General features: G+C 63.8%; 14 protein-coding genes and 1 tRNA gene. 4 read left to right on the top strand and 11 right to left on the bottom strand.

Going from position 1 to position 17,949, the window contains the following annotated elements; genetic code table 11:
* Window positions 1-97: 97 nt before the first annotated feature.
* The 4 genes from G606_RS09470 to prfA all read right to left on the bottom strand — a co-directional run bounded on the left by G606_RS09470 (window position 98) and on the right by prfA (window position 4,290).
* On the bottom strand, window positions 98-1,306 hold the full coding sequence (locus G606_RS09470) for an MraY family glycosyltransferase (RefSeq protein ID WP_081663875.1): 1,209 nt from the start codon (window positions 1,304-1,306) through the stop codon (window positions 98-100).
* Window positions 1,303-1,962 carry an L-threonylcarbamoyladenylate synthase gene (locus tag G606_RS0101710; protein WP_026644545.1) on the bottom strand — a complete coding sequence of 220 codons (660 nt, stop codon included), beginning with the start codon at window positions 1,960-1,962 and terminating at the stop codon, window positions 1,303-1,305. Before G606_RS0101710 ends, G606_RS09470 begins: the two co-directional genes overlap by 4 nt.
* Window positions 1,963-2,074: 112 nt before the next feature.
* Complete coding sequence (gene prmC / locus G606_RS0101715; protein ID WP_231371374.1) at window positions 2,075-3,076, bottom strand: peptide chain release factor N(5)-glutamine methyltransferase; 1,002 nt, start codon at window positions 3,074-3,076, stop codon at window positions 2,075-2,077.
* 122 nt (window positions 3,077-3,198) lie between these two features.
* A complete protein-coding gene (gene prfA, locus G606_RS0101725; RefSeq protein ID WP_026644547.1) occupies window positions 3,199-4,290 on the bottom strand; it encodes a peptide chain release factor 1 in 1,092 nt (363 codons plus the stop codon).
* A gap of 323 nt (window positions 4,291-4,613) precedes the next feature.
* Between prfA and rpmE the strand changes: the two genes are divergently transcribed.
* Together rpmE and G606_RS0101735 are read left to right on the top strand one after the other, a co-directional pair.
* The gene (gene rpmE, locus G606_RS0101730; protein WP_024540314.1) at window positions 4,614-4,826 is read left to right on the top strand and encodes a 50S ribosomal protein L31; all 213 of its coding nucleotides are present in this window, start codon (window positions 4,614-4,616) and stop codon (window positions 4,824-4,826) included.
* Between the two features lie 253 nt (window positions 4,827-5,079).
* Window positions 5,080-5,153, top strand: a tRNA-Ile gene (locus tag G606_RS0101735).
* 188 nt (window positions 5,154-5,341) lie between these two features.
* Here G606_RS0101735 and G606_RS09475 read toward each other — a convergent pair.
* The 3 genes from G606_RS09475 to G606_RS0101755 form a co-directional block, all read right to left on the bottom strand.
* The gene (locus tag G606_RS09475) at window positions 5,342-6,262 is read right to left on the bottom strand and encodes a hypothetical protein (protein ID WP_051198321.1); all 921 of its coding nucleotides are present in this window, start codon (window positions 6,260-6,262) and stop codon (window positions 5,342-5,344) included.
* A 267-nt stretch (window positions 6,263-6,529) separates the two neighbouring features.
* The gene (locus G606_RS0101750) at window positions 6,530-7,177 is read right to left on the bottom strand and encodes an ECF transporter S component (RefSeq protein ID WP_026644548.1); all 648 of its coding nucleotides are present in this window, start codon (window positions 7,175-7,177) and stop codon (window positions 6,530-6,532) included.
* Between the two features lie 163 nt (window positions 7,178-7,340).
* Window positions 7,341-8,561, bottom strand: a complete 1,221-nt coding sequence (locus G606_RS0101755; protein WP_026644549.1) for an ROK family protein — start codon at window positions 8,559-8,561, stop codon at window positions 7,341-7,343.
* 193 nt (window positions 8,562-8,754) lie between these two features.
* On the opposite strand from G606_RS0101755, the gene G606_RS0101760 reads away from it, so the two are divergent.
* Both G606_RS0101760 and G606_RS0101765 read left to right on the top strand, forming a co-directional pair.
* Window positions 8,755-10,284 (top strand): xylulokinase, encoded by a 1,530-nt coding sequence (locus tag G606_RS0101760; protein ID WP_026644550.1) that lies wholly within the window; start codon window positions 8,755-8,757, stop codon window positions 10,282-10,284.
* Window positions 10,285-10,380: 96 nt separating this feature from the next.
* Window positions 10,381-11,940, top strand: a complete 1,560-nt coding sequence (locus tag G606_RS0101765) for a glycoside hydrolase family 43 protein (RefSeq protein WP_026644551.1) — start codon at window positions 10,381-10,383, stop codon at window positions 11,938-11,940.
* Between the two features lie 12 nt (window positions 11,941-11,952).
* Here the strand turns inward: G606_RS0101765 and G606_RS0101770 are convergent, their stop codons facing one another.
* The 4 genes from G606_RS0101770 to G606_RS0101785 form a co-directional block, all read right to left on the bottom strand.
* Complete coding sequence (locus G606_RS0101770; protein WP_026644552.1) at window positions 11,953-13,344, bottom strand: carboxylesterase/lipase family protein; 1,392 nt, start codon at window positions 13,342-13,344, stop codon at window positions 11,953-11,955.
* The gene (locus G606_RS0101775) at window positions 13,344-15,269 is read right to left on the bottom strand and encodes a sialate O-acetylesterase (RefSeq protein ID WP_026644553.1); all 1,926 of its coding nucleotides are present in this window, start codon (window positions 15,267-15,269) and stop codon (window positions 13,344-13,346) included. The genes G606_RS0101770 and G606_RS0101775 overlap by 1 nt, the downstream gene beginning before the upstream one ends.
* Window positions 15,270-15,374: 105 nt before the next feature.
* Window positions 15,375-17,000, bottom strand: a complete 1,626-nt coding sequence (locus G606_RS0101780; RefSeq protein WP_026644554.1) for a glycoside hydrolase family 43 protein — start codon at window positions 16,998-17,000, stop codon at window positions 15,375-15,377.
* A gap of 78 nt (window positions 17,001-17,078) precedes the next feature.
* Window positions 17,079-17,948 (bottom strand): carbohydrate ABC transporter permease, encoded by an 870-nt coding sequence (locus tag G606_RS0101785; RefSeq protein ID WP_026644555.1) that lies wholly within the window; start codon window positions 17,946-17,948, stop codon window positions 17,079-17,081.
* Window position 17,949 lies beyond the last annotated feature (1 nt).

Genomic DNA, 17,949 nt, shown 5'->3' on the forward strand with positions numbered 1-17,949 from the left:
ACAGCAAAATCAACGCAAAATCGACGCGCAACCACTGCACAATCAACGTAAGCACAATCAACGTAAGCGACCGCCGCGCGTTCCGCTTTCCCGACGTTCAGTTTTCCCGATGATTCGACGACGTGTCGCGCATGTGCCGTGCGCGGTAGCGGCCGTCGCCGCTGCGCGCGTGCTCGGGATGGTCGGCGTCGCGCTCCTCGGGCAGCTCCTCGACTTCGCCGTTCATGCGTCGGCGGATGTATGGATACATCGTCGCAACGGTGAGCGCGGCGGCGGCCACGAGGAAGACGACGAGCACATGAATCGGGCGGAAAAACAGCAGCATCAGCGAGCCGAAGGCGATGAGCGCCGCCCATCCCCACAGGATGAGCACGGCGCCGCGCACCGAATGGCCGATGCGCAGCATCCGGTGGTGCAGATGCATGCGGTCGGGATGCATCGGCGATTGTCCTTTGCTCAGCCGCCGGCAGATCGCCATCATCATGTCGAGCACCGGCAGGAACAGCACGAGGATCGGCAGCAGGATCGGCATGAACGCGGGCAGATAGATCGACGCGTTCACCGTGGCCGGGTCGATGCGGCCGGTCATGATGATCGACGCGCAAGTGATCAGATAGCCGAGCAGCATCGAGCCGGAGTCACCCATGAACAGTTTCGCCGGATGCCAGTTGTGCAGCAGGAAGCCCAGGCAGATGCCGACCATCGCGACGTCGACGAGCGTCGCCATCGACGCGTACGACGGCGCCGAACGCGCGAGGATGTACGAGTAGATGCCGAAGGCGACGCCGCCGATCGCGACGATGCCGGCGGCGAGACCGTCGAGGCCGTCGACGAAGTTCACTGCATTGATCGACACGACGATGAGCAGCGCCGTGATCGCGATCGAAATCGTCGGCGACGCCGTCACAAGCGAGCCGATCGGCAATGTGATGATCTGCAGGCCGCCCCAAGCGACAAACACCGAGATGAGCAGCTGCCCGGCGAGTTTGAGCATCCAATCGAGATCCCAGATGTCGTCGCACACGCCCAGCAGACAGATGAGCACGGCGCCCGCCATGACGATGTACGCCTGATGGTTCTCGCGGAAGACGCCCTGCAGGAAGTTGAGACGGGATGCGAAGAACATCGCCGTCAGGAAGCCGCACAGCATGCCGACGCCGCCCATGCGCGGGGTCGGCACCGTGTGCACGTCGCGCGCGCGCACCTCGCCGACCGCGCCGACGCGGATCGCCACATGGCGCACGATCGGCGTGTACAGGAAGGTCGCGCAGGCCGCGAGCAGGCAGATGAACAGATAGACCTTCATAGACCGAGGCCGCCGCCGTTCAGATGGATTGCGCGGCGGATGATCGCGGCCGGGATGACGCCTTCGCGCAGAATCGCGATGCCGTCGCGTTCATGCGGGTCGGCGGCGACGACGGTGCTCGCGACATGCCCGGCGGTCGCGCCGCCGTTCAGATAGAGGTCGACGTCGTTGCCAAGCGCGTCGAGCGCCTCTTCGACGCTCTGCGCGCTTTCCTGGCCGGAACGGTTCGCGCTCGAGGCGGCGACCGGACCGAGCGCGCGCAGCACGGTCAGCGACGCGTACGAATTCGGCACGCGCACACCTTGCGTCATGACACCCGACGGCGTGGCCGAAATCGTCTTCAACGTGCAATGTTCGTTCGCCACGGCGATCGGCGAGAACGCCCCCGGCATGAACTGCGCGGCCAGACGGTTGAGCGGTGAAGGCAGCTCGAGACCAAGCGCCTCGATGTCGTCGACGTTCGCCGCGAGCACCTGCAGCGGCTTGGAATGCGGACGCTGCTTGGCTTCGTAGATGCGTTCGATCGCCTCCGCGTTGCGCGGGTCGGCGGCGATGCCGTACACGGTGTCGGTCGGGATGACGACAAGGCCCCCGTCGGCGATGACCTCGCGCGCCAGTTTCAACGATTCCTCGTCGATGTCACGAACGTCGCTCATATTGCGCTCCAAACTCGCTTGATTCCACAGTAGTCATCACTCATCAGTCATCAATCACAAATCACACAGTAACGGCAGCCGCGCGGCGGTCGTCGGCGGCATTCGCGGCCGTCTACAGCTTAGTCGCCACGAGGTAACGCGGACGGCCGGTGAGGTCGCTTTCGGTGCGCGCTTCGGCGAATCCGCTCGCGCGCGCGAACGCGACGGTGCGGTCGGCCTGCGTGACGTCGTGCTCCATGATCAATACGCCGCCGGTGCGCAGCAGCGCCGCCGCGCGCACGATGATGCGCTCCGGCACCATCATGCCGTCGGCCGAACCGCCGTAGAGCGCCGTCTGCGGATCGTATTCGCGCACCTCGAACTGTTCGGGCACGTCGGTGAGCGGGATGTACGGCGGATTGCTGACGACGACGTCGACGGTGCCGTCGAGCTGTGCGAGCGTCGTCGGGCACGTCGCGTCCGCGATCTCGAGATGGTAGTTCGCGGTGATATCGGGGAACGCGGCGCCCACTTCGCTCACGTTGCGGCGCGTCCACTGCGCGGCGAGCACATCCTTTTCGACACCCCACACCTGCGCGCCGGGCACTTCGGTGGCAATCGCCAGACCGATCGCGCCGCTGCCGGCGCACAGATCGACGACGCGCGGGCAGTACAGGCCGTTGCGCGTGATCCAGCCGATGGCCTCGTCGACGAGCAGTTCCGTCTCCTGACGCGGGATGAATACGCCGGGGCCGACCTTGATGTCCAGATAGCGGAACGGCACGTGCCCGACAATGTACTGCAGCGGCTCGCGGCGTTCGCGGCGCGCGAGCATCGCCGCATAGTCGGCGAGCGCTGCGTCGACGCCGATCGATTTGCCAGCGACGAGCTTCGCGACGTCGTCGCCGAGCAGCGCCGCCTTATCGACGTCGCTCAGCGAGGCGCGCGTCGCTTCGGCGAGTAGCAGTTTCGCGTCGTGTCGCGGCGTGTCGACGCCGACGCGGGCGAGACGTTCGCCTCCGGCAGCGATGATGTCAGCGACGCCCTTCGCGCCGTCGACGGCCGCCGCGCGGGCCGTCGCGTCCGGCGCGTGCGCCGTCTTCACGTCGTCCATTTCATCGTTCGCCGATGCCATCGTCGCCTCCTGCATGTGATTGCCGTGTCGTTGATGCTGTTATCGTCGCTGCTGTTGTTGTTTATTGATATCGATGTCGATATCAATGTCGATGTTGTCGATGTCACGCGGATGCGCAGCGCTCACTCGTTGTTCGCGGCCAGACGCTGCGCCTCGTCGGCCTGGATGTCGCTGTCGATGATGGCCTGCAGGTCGCCGTCGAGCACGGCGTCGAGATTGTACGCCTTGTAGTTCGTGCGATGGTCGACGATGCGGTTCTCCGGGAAGTTGTAGGTGCGGATGCGTTCGGAACGGTCGAGCGAACGCACCTGCGAGTGGCGCATATCGGCGGCCTCGGCGGCCTCCTGTTCGTGCTTCATCGCGAGCAGGCGGCTCTTGAGCACGCGCAGCGCCGACGCGCGGTTCTGGATCTGCGATTTCTCGTCCTGCATGTTCACGACGATGCCGGTCGGGATGTGCGTCATGCGCACCGCCGAATACGTCGTGTTGACGGACTGTCCGCCCGGCCCGGAGCTCATGAATGTGTCGACCTTGAGGTCCTTGGGATCGATGTCGATCTCGTCGTCGTCCTCGTCGGCCTCCGGGAACACGATGACGCCGGCGGCGGAGGTCTGGATGCGGCCCTGTGATTCGGTCACCGGAATGCGCTGCACGCGGTGCACGCCTCCTTCGTACTTGAGCGACGCCCACACGCCCTCCTCGGGCGCCGGCGTGCCCTTCGCGCGGATCGCGAGCTGCACGTCCTTGACGCCCCCGAGCTCGGTCGTGTTCTCGCTTTGGATCGCCGTGCTCCAGCCGCGTTTCTCGGCGTAGCGCGTGTACATGCGCAGCAGGTCGCCGGCGAACAGCGCGGCCTCCTCGCCGCCGGTGCCCGCCTTGATCTCCATGATGACGTCGCGCGCGTCGTCCGGATCGCGCGGGATGAGCGCCGTGCGCAGCCGTTCCTCAGCGGCCGGCAGCGCCTCCTCAAGTCGTTTCGCCTCGGCCTCGAACTCGGGATCCTCCCCCGCCATCTCACGGGCGGCCTCGACATCGTCGCGGATATGCAGATAATCGGTGTACGCGGTCACGATGGTGCCGAGTTCGGCATGACGCCGTCCCAGCTTGCGCATCTTGTCCGGGGACGACGCCACATCCGGCTGCGCCATCTGCTGCTCGATCCTGCGGTATTCCTCAAGCGCGGCCTGCGCCGCCGGGAACTGTTCCTCTGCCATCTTCGCCTTTTCGATGCTGCGGCCGCGGGCGCACGCCATCCGGCGTCACGCACGGCCCTCCGTACAAACTGTTCCATCCTAACAAGAGCCGTTGTCGCGCTTGCGGAAGGTGGGGGCTTGGGGGTGTGCGGGAAACGCGCAAGACGCGCGGGCGGGAATAAACACGGGGCCGGGGAAGTTGTCCGCGATGGCAAGGCCCGTGGTTCGCCACGGGACGAGCCGTGCGTTTGCGTCAATGCGCAGCCGTACAATGCATGTATCCGGTTCACGCCTGCCATCGGGGCATGGCGACCCGGGTCCCCCGTATCTTTAGGAGACAAATTATGCAGCCAGGAATTCATCCTGATTATCATGCGGTGCAGGTTACCTGCTCCTGCGGCAACACCTTCGTCACGAAGTCGACCGCCAAGGGCGACCACATGACGGTGGACGTCTGCTCGAAGTGCCACCCGTTCTACACCGGTAAGCAGAAGATTCTGGATACCGGCGGCCGTGTGGCCCGCTTCGAGAAGCGCTACGGCAAGAAGAGCAGCTGACTCTCACGCTGATACGGAAACGCCGGCCTTCGGGTCGGCGTTTTTCGTTATACCGTCCGCGCGCCCCGCGCCGCGACTGCGCAGGGCGATCGCACAAGGGCCGTCCGCGCACCCGCGGCAGCCGCCCAACCGGTGCCCGCGGCCGCGCCGGCCCTTCCGCATCCGCCGATTCCCTGCCGTGCCCCGACCGTAATGGTCATGTCGTTTGCTACACTTTAGCAAGTCGCATCCGCGGTTTCCCGCGATACGACGTGGGGCCTTAGCTCAGTCGGTTAGAGCATCGGACTCATAATCCGCCGGTCCAGGGTTCAAGCCCCTGAGGCCCCACCGGTCACGGCCCGCTGGCGACGGCGGCCCGTCCTGTATGGATCCCCGGCGTGCGCCGACGCGTCCGCGCACGCCGGGGATCCCGCCGATCCCGGCATACCGCTCAACGATACCTGCGCCGTCCGCGCCGGAACCGCACGCACCGGCGACCCATATGCACCAAGGCCTCCGGTCCCCCGTGCCGCGCATCAGCGGCGGTCGTTGTTCTTATCGTCCTGATTCGCGTTGCGGTCGTTGTCCTTGTTGGACTGGCTTTCCGCCTTCTTGCGGTCGGCCTCGGCCTGCGCCTTCTTCTGTGCCGCCTCGCGCGCCTTGCGCTCGTCGTCGGCGATCTTCTTGTCGCGCGACGCGTTGACGTCGCCGATCGCCGACTTGATCTGCTGCTCGCTCGACGAGATCTCGTCGAGGTCGCCTCCGGCCTCGGCCTGCTTCGCCTTGTCGTAGAGTTCGGACAGACGGCTCCACGTCGCCTCGTCCGCCACCTGTCCGCGCGTCAGGTCGAGCGTCGTCTGTGCCTCGCGCAACGTGTCGTCAAGCGCGGCCGTCGCCTCCTCGACCTCCTTGAGCCGCTTCGAGTCGTTGACGCCGTCGACGGCCTCCTGCAGCGAACGCATATGCGCGTCGTACCACTCTTCATGATCGCGGATCTGCTGGATGCGTGCATCGTACTGGTCGACCGACGACACATCGCAGCTCGTCGTCGCCGGCGCCTGCGCCTTGAGCTGTTCGTCGAGCAGTTTGACGGTGCCGCTGTCCGCGACCTGGATGTCGGAGACCGTTCCGGCGGACGCACCGTCGCCCGCACGCAGCTCCTCGTACTGCTTCGCCTTCTTGTCGAGCGCCGTCATCGCGCTTTCGCAACGCGCGTGCTCCTGCGCGAGCTGCTGCTGTCGATGGTTGTGGATCCGCACGCCGGCGAAGATGACGGCGGCGAACAGCGCGAGCGCGGCGATCGATGCGAAGATCACCCACAGATACTTGCGATTGTCGTCTTTCGGCGGCTTATGGCCGGGCTTCTTCGCGAGCGCGGCGATTTCGTTGGGGTTGATGAGTTCGGTCTGCGTGCCGGCTTCGGCTCCCGCGTACACAATCGTGCTGTCGTCCACCATGAACAAACCTTCTTTTCATGTGATGGCGCTCATCTCGATGATGTCGCATGATCTCGTCACGATGCACGCTCTCTCCTGCCGATGCATCGTCGATATCAGTGTACGTGGACGCCTTCCCGTCCGGGCGGCGCCCATCTTACGTAATGGGATGCCGATGGTAGCAGCAACGGCGGTATTCAGGTGCGTTCCACCCCGCCACGTCGCTGATTGCAGCGACAGTGGCGTACGTGGGCGCGCTCACCCGCACACCGCCGTAGGCGCGGATCGTCAGCGATTATCAGCGGCGACCGCGGCGCGGACGGCGCGACCGGAGGCGAAACGGTCGAGGACGCCGGTCTTCGCGATCGCCAGATAGAGGTACCACGAGCAGACGCCGGCGATGAGCGCGCCGCCGATGATCTCGCTCACCATGTGCACGATGCCGCGCGGGCTGAGGAACGCGACGCCCTGATAGCGGAACAGCATCAGGTAGATGCCGTATTCGATCGCCGTGCACACGCCGGAAAGGATCGAGATCGGCAGGTTGAAGACGCGGTACCGCGTCAGCGCGAACGGCAGTTCGGCGAACAGTCCCTGCAGCGCGGCCGACAGGAAGACGAACCCGAGGGAGAACGAGCTGCCGATCAGCATCTCCGCGGCGCATCCGACGAGGTTGACGAACACGGCAGACCCCGGCTTGCGCAGGATGAGCACGGCGAGCGTGCCCGAGAAGTACCATACGGCGTGCAGGATGCTCGCGCATCCCGGCAGCAGACCGCCGAGAATCGGCGAGACCGATGAGTAGGCGAAATTGAATCCCCAGAAGACGACGCCGGCGGCGATGCCGAGCGCGGCGGCCACGGCGATGTCCGCGGTCGTCCAGCGCAGTCGGACGCGCGAACGGACAGGGGTTGGTTGTTGGGTATGGTCGACCATGGAAGTCCCTCTTCCTTACGGTACTGCGCACAGCATGGTATTGGCGGATCGCCGGCGTTCCTTGACCTGCGCAGCTCGGGCGGGAACGCCGCAAGACAGTGTAGCACCGCACCGCAAGACGACCACTATGCGAACTGCATATTGAGATGGAGTACGGGCGCCCTCAGCCGAGGTAGCGCAGCGGGTCGTCGATGAAATTGCGCAAGCCGGTCTGTGCGGCGCCGAACAGCGCCGGGCGAGAGATGCCCGAAGCGCGCAGCAGGCGCACATTGAGCGTGCCGCGCGCGAGGATACGCGCCTGGACGCGCGCCGCCATGCGCTCCAGCACATCCGCAGGCACGCGGGCCCAGCTGCCGCCAATGATCACGGTATCGAGGTCGGACAGATTGATCACCGACGTGAGCATCGACGTCATGGCATGCCCGGCGTCGGCGAACACCGCCATGGCGACCGGATCCCCTTCCCGCACGCGCCTACCGAATTCGTCGAGCGCCGCCTGTGAGGCAGCGGCATTGCCTTCGGCCACGCCGGCGGCCTCCACCATGGATCGGCGGCCGGCGTAGGCCTCGACGCAGCCGCGGCGGCCGCAACGGCAGACGGGCCCATCCATCTGCACCGAAAGATGGCCGATCTCTCCGGCATACCCATGGTCGCCGGTGACCACGCGCCCCCCGCGCACAATGGCGCCGCCGATGCCGATGTCGGTCGACACATACAGGAACGATCCGTTCGGCCCCACAATCCCCTCGTCGGTGCGCTGCGTGGCATACCCCGGCAGCTGCGCCACAGCGGCCATGTTCGATTCGTTCGCCACCACCACGTCGAACCGGCGAATCAGGTCGAAACGGCTCAGGTCGAGGTCTTCCCACCCCAAGTTGCGCGCCATGAGCAGATGGCCGTCCTCGGTCACCAGGCCGGGCAACGCAAGGCCGACGCCGGCGATCATATAGCTCTGCGCGCGCAGTGTCTTCTCCTGTTCGACGAGCATGGCGTCAAGCTCGTTGAACAGCGCGTCGGCGTCGGCGTCGTGCAGGTCGCGCGCGATCCAGCGCTCGGCCACGACACTGCCGTCGAGGTCGAGCACCACATAGCCGTAGCCATCGGTGTTGATCTGGATGCCGATGCCGCACACACTGCCGCCCGCTATGCTCAGCGGCGTGCTTGGACGCCCGTACACCGACTGGACGAGCGGCGCGCCCTCCTTGACGATGCGGTGCGAAAGGAGCATGGAGATGAGCAGCGACATCGTGGCTTTCGTGAGGCCGGTCTCCTTGGCAAGGTCTGCACGGCTGAAAGCGCTTGTGGAACGGAGCATCGTATCAAGCACCACGGATAGGTTGTGGTTGCGTAGGTCATCCTGATTGATGCGCTTGAGAACCGCCATAAGACACTCCTTGCTTGCTCCAGCCCGAGTGTGCAGCCACTCTGCGACCCGCGTGGGCGTTTCCTCGCCGACATATCGTATGCTACACTACCCATTATAGTTTACTCATCTAACTATATAGGCCGTCCGCACGCTTCGCATGCACGCCGCAGTGCCCCGCACACGGCGGACGGACGAACAAAGGAGTCATCTCATGAGCAGAGTTCTCGTGGCCGGGGTCGACGCTTCGACCCAATCCTGCAAGGTCCGTGTCACCGACGCCGCAACGGGCGAACTGGTGCGCTTCGGACAGGCGAAGCACCCCGACGGATCCGTCGTCAACCCGGAGCACTGGTGGCGCGCGTTCCAGGAAGCCGCCTCGCAGGCCGGTGGACTGGACGATGTGTCCGCGATCGCCGTGGGCGGCCAGCAGCACGGCATGGTGGCACTCGACGAACATGGCCGGGTGATCCGCGACGCGATGCTGTGGAACGACACGAGCTCGGCGCCGCAGGCCGAAGCGCTCATCGATGAGCTCGGCGCCGCGCCGGCGGCCGACGGAGAGCCGGAGGACCCGCACCAGCGCGGCATCGAACGTTGGGTGAAAGCCGTGGGCTCCTCCCCCGTCGCCTCGTACACACTCACCAAAATCAAATGGGTGGCGCAGCACGAACCGGCGAACGCGGCACGCATCGCCGCCGTGTGCCTGCCGCATGACTGGCTGAGCTGGCGCATCGCCGGCTTCGGCCCCGTGCAGCCGGGCGAAAACGCGCATCTCGACGCCCTGTTCACCGACCGTTCCGACGCCTCGGGCACACTGTACTTCGACGCCGCCTCCAACACCTACCGGCGCGACCTGCTCGCGCTGGGACTGCAGCCCGACGACGCCTGCACGCCGGGCGCCGCCGCCACCGAGCACGCCGAACGCATCGTGCTGCCCCACGTGCTTGGACCGAACCAAGTTGCACCGGTCAACGCGGATCCGTCCATCGCCGGCGCGCAAGTGCCCGGCGGATGCATCATCGCGCCCGGCGGCGGCGACAATGCGATGGCTTCGCTCGGCCTGGGCATGACCGTGGGCGACGTGTCCGTTTCACTCGGCACATCGGGCGTGGCGGCCGCGATCAGTGAGCAGCCCGTCTACGACCTGAGCGGCTCGGTATCCGGATTCGCCGACTGCACCGGGCATTTCCTGCCCCTTGCATGCACGATCAACGCCTCGCGTATTCTGGACGCGGCGCGCGCAATGCTCGACGTGGACTACGACGAGCTCACCACGCTCGCGCTCGATTCGCACCCGGGCGCCGGCGGCATGACGCTCGTGCCGTATTTCGACGGCGAGCGCACACCGAACCGCCCGGACGCCACCGCCACATTGAGTGGCATGACGCTGCGCAACACCGAGCGCCGCAACGTGGCGCGCGCCTTCGTGGAGGGCCTGTTGTGCTCGCAGCGCGACTGCATGGAGCTCATCCGTTCGCTCGGCGCGCAAATCGACCGGATCCTGCTCATCGGCGGCGGAGCCAAGTCAATGGCGGTCCGCACGCTCGCACCATGCATCCTGGGTATGGATGTCTCATGCCCGGCGACCGACGAATACGTGGCGATCGGCGCGGCAAGGCAGGCCGCCTGGGTGCTCAGCGGCGTGGACGACGCTCCCGACTGGCCGATTTCGATCGACGGGGTGCAGACCGGCGCCCCCACCCCGCAGGTCTATGAGGCCTACGTACAGGCCCGCGGCTGATTCTTTCCGCACCCCAAACGGGTGGCGGGTGCCATCCGCATATCGCGCCCGCCACCCGGCATTCCATATCGTAAATCCTTACCCCTGGAGGCTTCTATGGGCGTTGTCCGGAATCCAATACTCAACTCGGATTTTCCCGATCCCGACATCATCAGGGTCGGCCATACCTATTACATGGCGAGCACCACGATGCATTTCATGCCCGGATGCGACATATTGAGGTCGTTCGACCTGACACATTGGGAACCGTATGGCCATGTCTACCACACACTTGGGCATACGGGCGCCTATATGTTGGACGGCGATCAGGACTTGTACGGGCAAGGCATGTGGGCGCCGTCCCTGCGATGGCACAACGGCAGATTCCATGTGCTGTTCTCCGCGAATGACACCCATACGACCCACCTGTTCACCGCCGAGGACGCCCGCGGTCCATGGCGTCATCATATCGTCCAGGGCTTCTACCACGATCCTTCGCTGCTCCTTGACGATGGGCGTGTGTTCATCGTTCACGGCAACACCACACTGCGGCTGACCGAGATGGAGGTGGATCTGTCCGGACCGAAGGCCGGTGGACTCGACCGCGTGCTCGTGCAGGACCTGCCGAATCAGGATCTGGGATACGAAGGCTCGCATCTGCAACGGCATGATGGACGGTATTACCTGTTCACCTGTCATTTCGCCCGTGGCCACCGCAAAACCGAGGATTGTTTCATCGCGGATTCTCTTGACGGTGAGTTCCGGGGCCGCTGCATTCTGGATGACGACTTGGGATACCATGACCAAGGTGTGGCGCAAGGCGGCATGGTGGACACGCCCGATGGCCAATGGTACGCGTTCATGTTCCAGGACCGCGGGGCATTGGGCAGGACACCCGTGCTCATGCCGATGCATTTCGATACGGACGGCATGCCCGTATTGGGCGTGAACGGGCGGGTTCCGGCATACGTCGAAAGCGCTCCTTCCGTCGAACCGCACCATCATTATGCGCCGCTCAATGGCAATGACGATTTCCGCTACACGCCCGATGACAAGGGAAACATCCATCTGGCCCCCTATTGGCAGTTCAACCACACACCACATGACGAGACATGGTCGGTGACGGAACGCCCCGGCGCATTCCGCATCACCACAAGCCGCGTATCGGCCACCATGCTGCGGGCGACCAATACGCTTACGCAACGCACGACCGGCCCACGGTGCGCCGCGGAAGTAACCATCGACGCCAGCGGACTCATGGAAGGCGACATCGCCGGGCTCTGCGCATTCCAAGGCTGCTACGCATACGCCGCCATAACACGCAGGCAGGGATCTTGGTATGCGATCATGGCGGAGCGCAATGCGCTGCACCCGGACAACACCGCCGAACGCCATTACGACGAGATCCCGGTTGAAGTGGAGTCCCTGCCATTGCCGTCGCCGCAGGCCACGTTCCGCTTGGAGATCGACTACACCGACATGCGCGATACCGCGCGCTTCCTTGTGCGAACAGACGCCGGGTGGATACCGATCGGACATCCCCACCGCCTGTGGTTCAAACTGGATCATTTCACAGGATGCCGGTTCGCGCTGTTCACCCAAGCGACCCGGCATGTTGGAGGACATGCCGACTTCATGCGCTTCCGTTATCACGATGCCTCGGATATGGGAGTCTGATCCATGGTGCGGTCATGCGCCGCGATGCCCACTGCGCATTCCCATGGGGAAACCCAGATGCATGAAGCGGTCGCCATGCATGTCGGTGCGATCCCAACGCACAAGGCCCTGCCCGTTGGGATCGCCCACTGCCGCAAAACACGTCCAATACCGTGACATGCATTGGGAGAGCTCGACGTGGCATCCCCGCATGGGTCGCCAGCATGAACCCAAGGTCCCGAACACGAACCAAAGGTCGGAAGAGTGGAAGGAACCCGCATCATCGCCGGGCATCGGCACATCGAAATGGTAGTAATACGGTGCGCGGCCGCCGCCAAGCTGCCATGCTGCGATCAGCCGGCGGTTGCCTTCGCGGCCAGCCCGTACCTGATGGCCTTGCCCGTCGGGCACCATGAATTCGTCTTGCGTGTCTCCCACCACCAGATCAATGTCCTTGGTTTGGCCGTCAAGTATCAGATCGCGCTCCTGCCGTGGCATGAAGACGCCATCGACACATGGCACCCAATTGGCTATCATCGTCCATGTGGCATCATCCACACCCTCAGGCGCCTCAAGCTGCGACGCCTCCTCGAACAGGGTCTGCGCATCGACACCCCGCGCCTCATCGAGGTTCTCCACCCCCAGACGCCGCATCAACCTTGCGCCCGTCGACTGTGCGGATTCCAATGAGCACAGCGTTGCATTGAAGTAGCCAAGGCCCGCGCCTGATTGCATGATCGCCCGGGAGAACAGTCCGGCATTACCCGGCGCGCAGCATTGCGCCAATACCGAAGCCGCACCCGCGGACTGCCCGAAGACGCATATGCGCGTGGGGTCGCCACCGAAAACGGTGATGTTGCGGCGCACCCACCGAAGGGCGGCCTGTTGGTCCAACCATCCGAAATTCGCATACGGGGCGCCTTCCTCCTGCAGCCAGCGGTGTGAGAAAAATCCGAACACGTTCAGCCGATACGCCACCGACACAACCACAACGCCCTGACGCGCGAGCGCGGTGCCGTCGAACTCCTTCTCCATCGCGCACCCGCACTGGTAGGCGCCTCCATGGATCCACACCATGACCGGCAGGGGTTCGCCGGTGAGGCGCGCATCGGCGCCGCTCCCCCGCAATGCCGGCGTCCAGATGTTCAGATACAGGCAATCCTCATCGAGCGGGATGGCGGGATCCATGCCCCATTCCTTGTCATAGAACGGGTTTGACGCTCCCGGAATGGGTTGCAGGCAGGCCGGGGCATCGTCGAACGCACACCGTACACCTTGCCAAGGCGCCGGCGGCTGGGGTGGTCGCCAACGCCTTGGCCCCACTGGTGGAGCGGCGAACGGCACTCCACGAAAAGCTGTGATGGAGGGATCGCCCACCGCCAATCCCTCCAGTGTTCCCTGCTCGCATGTGACTTGCCTGCGCATCACGCACGTCCCGTCCCGGCATCGACGTCTCCGCCAGCGCGCACCGATGGCTCGATCATGGCACCACGCTTCAAATCATAGGCGAATGGAGGCATCGGAGTGCCCCGGCCATCCACAAGCAGACCACGTGACGGGTTGTTCCGCCATGCATACCGCAGTATGTCGGGACGCCGCTCAGGCAGCGGAATGCACACTTCCGCCCCCTCAACCGTCGCAGGTGCAGGCACCGCGCACATGGCATCGCGCCAGACGAACTCGAATTCGCCCGGATCGCCGCCATCGAGCGTCAACGGTGTGCAAGGGACCGGATTGGCCCCCTGGCGGGCAACAGTGGCATAGGAGACGCACAGCATCCCATCGCGTTCCTCAATCCTCTCCACCATCGGCTGCACATTGTCGCCTCCATAGAGCAGCGCACATGCCGCGTCGAACAGACGTGACGCGACGAGCTTCTTGTCATGCGGATGCAAGTCGTTGGGTTCACCGGCATCCAGCGTCACGACCGTCTTCACGTCGGGCACCTGCTGCCCGACGGCCCACTGCCCGGCGCGTACGAGCGGCCAACCGCCGTCCTCGATGCAATCGATGCTGATGCCGGGCAATTGCACGATGAGGAAGGGCATATGCGGATCATGCCAACGCTCCCGCCACAAATCAATCATCGTGGCAAGCAGCTTGCCGTATTGCGCCGCCCTGGTCCCGGTGTTCGATTCCCCTTGGTACCACAGCGCGGCGCGTACCGGGAAACGGAAGCAAGGCGCGAGCATGGCGTTATACAACCCGGTGGGGCGCCAACGCACGAAATCCTCACTCGGACATGGCCTGTCCATGCTCGCCACGACGGCAAGCCTCCAGATGCCGCTCACATCATGGACCTCATCGCCGACCTGCAAGGTCATCGCCTTGCCTTCGGTCACCCGGCCGGATCCCGCGTTGCAGACAAGGCGCACAACAATCTCGTTGGCCCCCGCGCGCAGCATACCGGCAGGAATCCGGTAGTCACGGGGCTCATATTGGTTGGGGCGGCCCCCTATGTTGATTCCATTGATGCAGGTCTCATCGATGTCAGCCCATGCCCCCAACCGCAGCGTGCCTTCAGCACCCTCGCAATAGGGCGGCAGCACCACTGTCCGCCGCAATTCGAGCATTCCCTGGAATCCCGGCAACCCGCAATTCTCAAAACGTGCCGGCAGGTCGACATGGCGCCAATGCAGCTTGTCGGCAGGAATCCGCCGCGCTTGCAGCTCCTCCATCCATCCAGCGACCGCGGACAGACTCTCTTCGCTCCGCGCCTCGGCCACGCCATCACCCAGATAGGGATCCAGCTCCTCCAACGCTTCAGGACAATCATCGAGTGAAGCGGCGTCCATCCATGCTTCGATGGGGGAACCGCCCAACGATACATTGAGCAGCCCGACGGGGACCTGCAACCACTGGCGCACCATTCGCCCAAAGAAATACGCGACTGCGGAGAATTGACCCAGCGTCTCGGGTGCACACCCCAGCCATGAGGCCTCCTCATGGTCACGCACCGGCCCGGAGAAATCGTATCGGTCCACGACCTTGAACTGGCGCAGCAAGGGGTCATCCTGCCGCTGGAACTCGCTGGGATAGTACGGATGCACCCATTGCATGGAAAGCTCCATATTGGATTGCCCCGAACACAGGAACACCTCACCCGCATAGCATGAGCGCCGTACCGTCGTGCCATCGCCAATCACTTCGAAGGCATACGGGCCGCCAGGATCCAACGCGTCCAACCGCACCTGCCAGCCGCCATCCGCGGTGCTTATGGTTTCCCCCGTACATTCGCCGATACGTACGGAGACACGCTCCCCCGGTGTACACCATCCCCAGATGTTCACGGGTCTGCCGGATTGCAGCACACATCCATCATCCAGCAGCTTTGGCATTGTCAATGTCATATGCGCCCCTCGCCTTCCATGCGGTCATGTCATTTGCACCGCAGATATGAAGATGCACGCTGGGCGGGCCATCCCGGAGACGGCCCGCCCAGCGTGCATCCATGGTCATTCACTCAATTCGCGGTAATCGAAGTCCACGAACTCAGCCGTTGCGTCATACCCCGACAGATCCACTGCCGCAAGACCGACGAACGCACCGGTGAAGAACCCGCCATACCGTTGGTTCACATAGTCGTCCGACAGGATCTTCGCGTCCAGCTCGACACCGAGGTCATGCCACTGCTCACCATCGAACGAATAGTCGTAACCATAGGTCTGCGTACGCACACGCGTACGCAGCCATACAGTCTCCACATCATCGGGAACCGGCACCGCCCGGTCCCGCAGGAACGAGGTGTAGGAGTTGAAATCGTTCTGGGCGACTTCGATCACACGGCACTGCCGCTTCTCATCCCAAGTGACGAAAGCCCACGACCAGCACAGGTCGTTGTAGTAGTTCGTCAGGCCGGCCATCTGCCGGTAGTTGGTGGGGTCGAAGCGCACACCGACAGACGCGTCGAAATCGAATGCCTGCCAACGGCGGGCAACGAGGGACAGGTCGAAGAGGTTGCACAGCGATCCCTGCCCACGCAAGGTCAGCGTGCCGCCTCCGACGGAACCCATCGATTCGTCGAAGGGCACACGCAGCGTGTTCCAATCCAAGGCGAGCTGCGACTCCTCGAAATCATCATGCTGGCTGTGATCGGCCGGTGCCTCGGTCTCGATGGCGTCTTGCGGCGCCTCGACGACGCGTTGTCCGCCATGACCGCCGACGACGACAGGCCAGCCGTCATCGGTCCATTCGACTTTCTGGATGGACGTCTCACGGCCCAGGGTGCACCATCCACGCGGATCGGTCACCGATTCGTTCTCATGGTGCCAGGGCCGGGCACACAGCGACGCGTAGTACCATTCGCCGGATGGCGTATCCACGAGTGCGCCATGCCCCTGCTTCTGCAGATAGCTGCGCGGGGTGTCGAAGTTGCTGATGAACGGGTTGTACGGGCTCCCCTCGAACGACATCGCATCGAGCGTCGAGGAACGCGCGACGACCTCCTGATGCGTCCAGACAGTGCCGCCCTCGGCGCAGAACAGGTAGTACATGCCGTTGATTTTGTACAGGTGCGGGCCTTCGACGAGTTTGACATCGGTGCCGCGCCAAATCGTGCGTTCGGTCTCAGGGAGCAGGCGCATGGTCTCGACGTCGAACTCGGTAAGCGTGATGCCATCGAAGGGATGGTTGTATTCACGGAAATCCCAAGTCTGCTGGACGAGGTACTTGCGCCCGTCATCGTCATGGAACAGGCTTGCATCGAAGCCAACGCCGTTGATCCGGACCGGTTCGCTCCACGGGCCACGGATATCCTCGGCGGTCACGAGGTAGTTCGTGCAGTCCTTGAACGCGCCGTTGACGATTTTGACATCGGAGTACACGAGCCAGAACTTGCCGTCCGCATAGGACAGGTCGGGAGCCCACACGCCGCCGGAGGACGGGTTGCCGCGCATATCGATCTGCGAACGACGGTTCAGCAGGCTCGGCAACAGACGCCAGTGCACCATGTCCTTCGACTCATGCAGACGTACGCCAGGCCACCATTCGAATGTGGAATTCGCAATGTAGTAGGTGTCTCCGACCCTGATCATCGACGGATCGGCGTTGAATCCGGGCAGTACCGGGTTTTCGATCTTCATAACGATCTCCTTAAGGGAAACGGCGGCCCGGTTGTGCCCGGGCCGCCGTGCTTCATGTGTTGCAGGCGGCGGGTCGGATCAGCCCTTGACCGCGCCAGTCAGGCCACCCACGATCTTCTTCTGGAAGATCGTGAAGCAGATGAGGGCCGGAAGCATGGCGAGCGAGGTGAACGCCAGGACTCTGGCCGTATCCACCGAGTGCTGGGAACTGAACATCTGCACACCAAGCGGAAGCGTGTACTTGCTTTCATCACTCAGGACGAAGAGCGGAAGCATATAGCCGTTCCAGCTTCCCACGAAGGTGAGGATACCGGTCGTGGCAACGCCGGGCATCGACAGCGGGATGACCATGCGCCAGAAGAAGCCAAGGCGAGAGCAACCGTCCAGCAGGCACGCCTCCTCCAATTCCATCGGGATGGATTGCAGGAAGGGGACCAGGATGATGATGGTCTGCGGCAGACCGAATGCGATCTGTGGAAGGATGATGCCCGCAAGGGAATTCGACAGACCCAGGTTCCTGATCATCAGGTACAGCGGAGTGATGCCGACGGTCATCGGGAACATGAGGCCCGCTGAGAACAGCGCATACATCAGTGTCGAGTACCGGAACTTGTAGCGGGCGATGACGTAGCTGATCATGATGCCGAGGACGACGACGCCGACCATCGTGCAGATGCCCACAATCAGTGAGTTGACCAGCTCGGTCCAGAAGATGTCACTGGTGATGACTTCCTTGTAGTTGCTGATCACCCAGGGATTCGGCAGACCGGCAGGGTCGTTGGTGATCTGCGCGTTGGTGCGGAATCCGCCAAAGATGATGTAGAGCACCGGGACGACGCAGATCGCCACGAGCACAAGCGAGAAGAAATAGACTATCGGGTTGCCCCATGGGGTCTTTGATGACTTATGGAAACCGTTTTTCTTGGAATATGCCGTTGCAGCACTCATC

The organism is Bifidobacterium sp. AGR2158, assembly GCF_000424225.1.
Taxonomy (GTDB): domain Bacteria; phylum Actinomycetota; class Actinomycetes; order Actinomycetales; family Bifidobacteriaceae; genus Bifidobacterium; species Bifidobacterium anseris.

What these genes read in the sequence shown, in the direction of transcription:
- G606_RS09470 (WP_081663875.1), bottom strand. Translation starts at nt 1,306, where the DNA reads ATGAAGGTCTATCTGTTCATCTGCCTGCTCGCGGCCTGCGCGACCTTC.
- G606_RS0101710 (WP_026644545.1), bottom strand. Translation starts at nt 1,962, where the DNA reads ATGAGCGACGTTCGTGACATCGACGAGGAATCGTTGAAACTGGCGCGC.
- prmC (WP_231371374.1), bottom strand. Translation starts at nt 3,076, where the DNA reads ATGGCATCGGCGAACGATGAAATGGACGACGTGAAGACGGCGCACGCG.
- prfA (WP_026644547.1), bottom strand. Translation starts at nt 4,290, where the DNA reads ATGGCAGAGGAACAGTTCCCGGCGGCGCAGGCCGCGCTTGAGGAATAC.
- rpmE (WP_024540314.1), top strand. Translation starts at nt 4,614, where the DNA reads ATGCAGCCAGGAATTCATCCTGATTATCATGCGGTGCAGGTTACCTGC.
- G606_RS09475 (WP_051198321.1), bottom strand. Translation starts at nt 6,262, where the DNA reads ATGGTGGACGACAGCACGATTGTGTACGCGGGAGCCGAAGCCGGCACG.
- G606_RS0101750 (WP_026644548.1), bottom strand. Translation starts at nt 7,177, where the DNA reads ATGGTCGACCATACCCAACAACCAACCCCTGTCCGTTCGCGCGTCCGA.
- G606_RS0101755 (WP_026644549.1), bottom strand. Translation starts at nt 8,561, where the DNA reads ATGGCGGTTCTCAAGCGCATCAATCAGGATGACCTACGCAACCACAAC.
- G606_RS0101760 (WP_026644550.1), top strand. Translation starts at nt 8,755, where the DNA reads ATGAGCAGAGTTCTCGTGGCCGGGGTCGACGCTTCGACCCAATCCTGC.
- G606_RS0101765 (WP_026644551.1), top strand. Translation starts at nt 10,381, where the DNA reads ATGGGCGTTGTCCGGAATCCAATACTCAACTCGGATTTTCCCGATCCC.
- G606_RS0101770 (WP_026644552.1), bottom strand. Translation starts at nt 13,344, where the DNA reads ATGCGCAGGCAAGTCACATGCGAGCAGGGAACACTGGAGGGATTGGCG.
- G606_RS0101775 (WP_026644553.1), bottom strand. Translation starts at nt 15,269, where the DNA reads ATGACATTGACAATGCCAAAGCTGCTGGATGATGGATGTGTGCTGCAA.
- G606_RS0101780 (WP_026644554.1), bottom strand. Translation starts at nt 17,000, where the DNA reads ATGAAGATCGAAAACCCGGTACTGCCCGGATTCAACGCCGATCCGTCG.
- G606_RS0101785 (WP_026644555.1), bottom strand. Translation starts at nt 17,948, where the DNA reads ATGAGTGCTGCAACGGCATATTCCAAGAAAAACGGTTTCCATAAGTCA.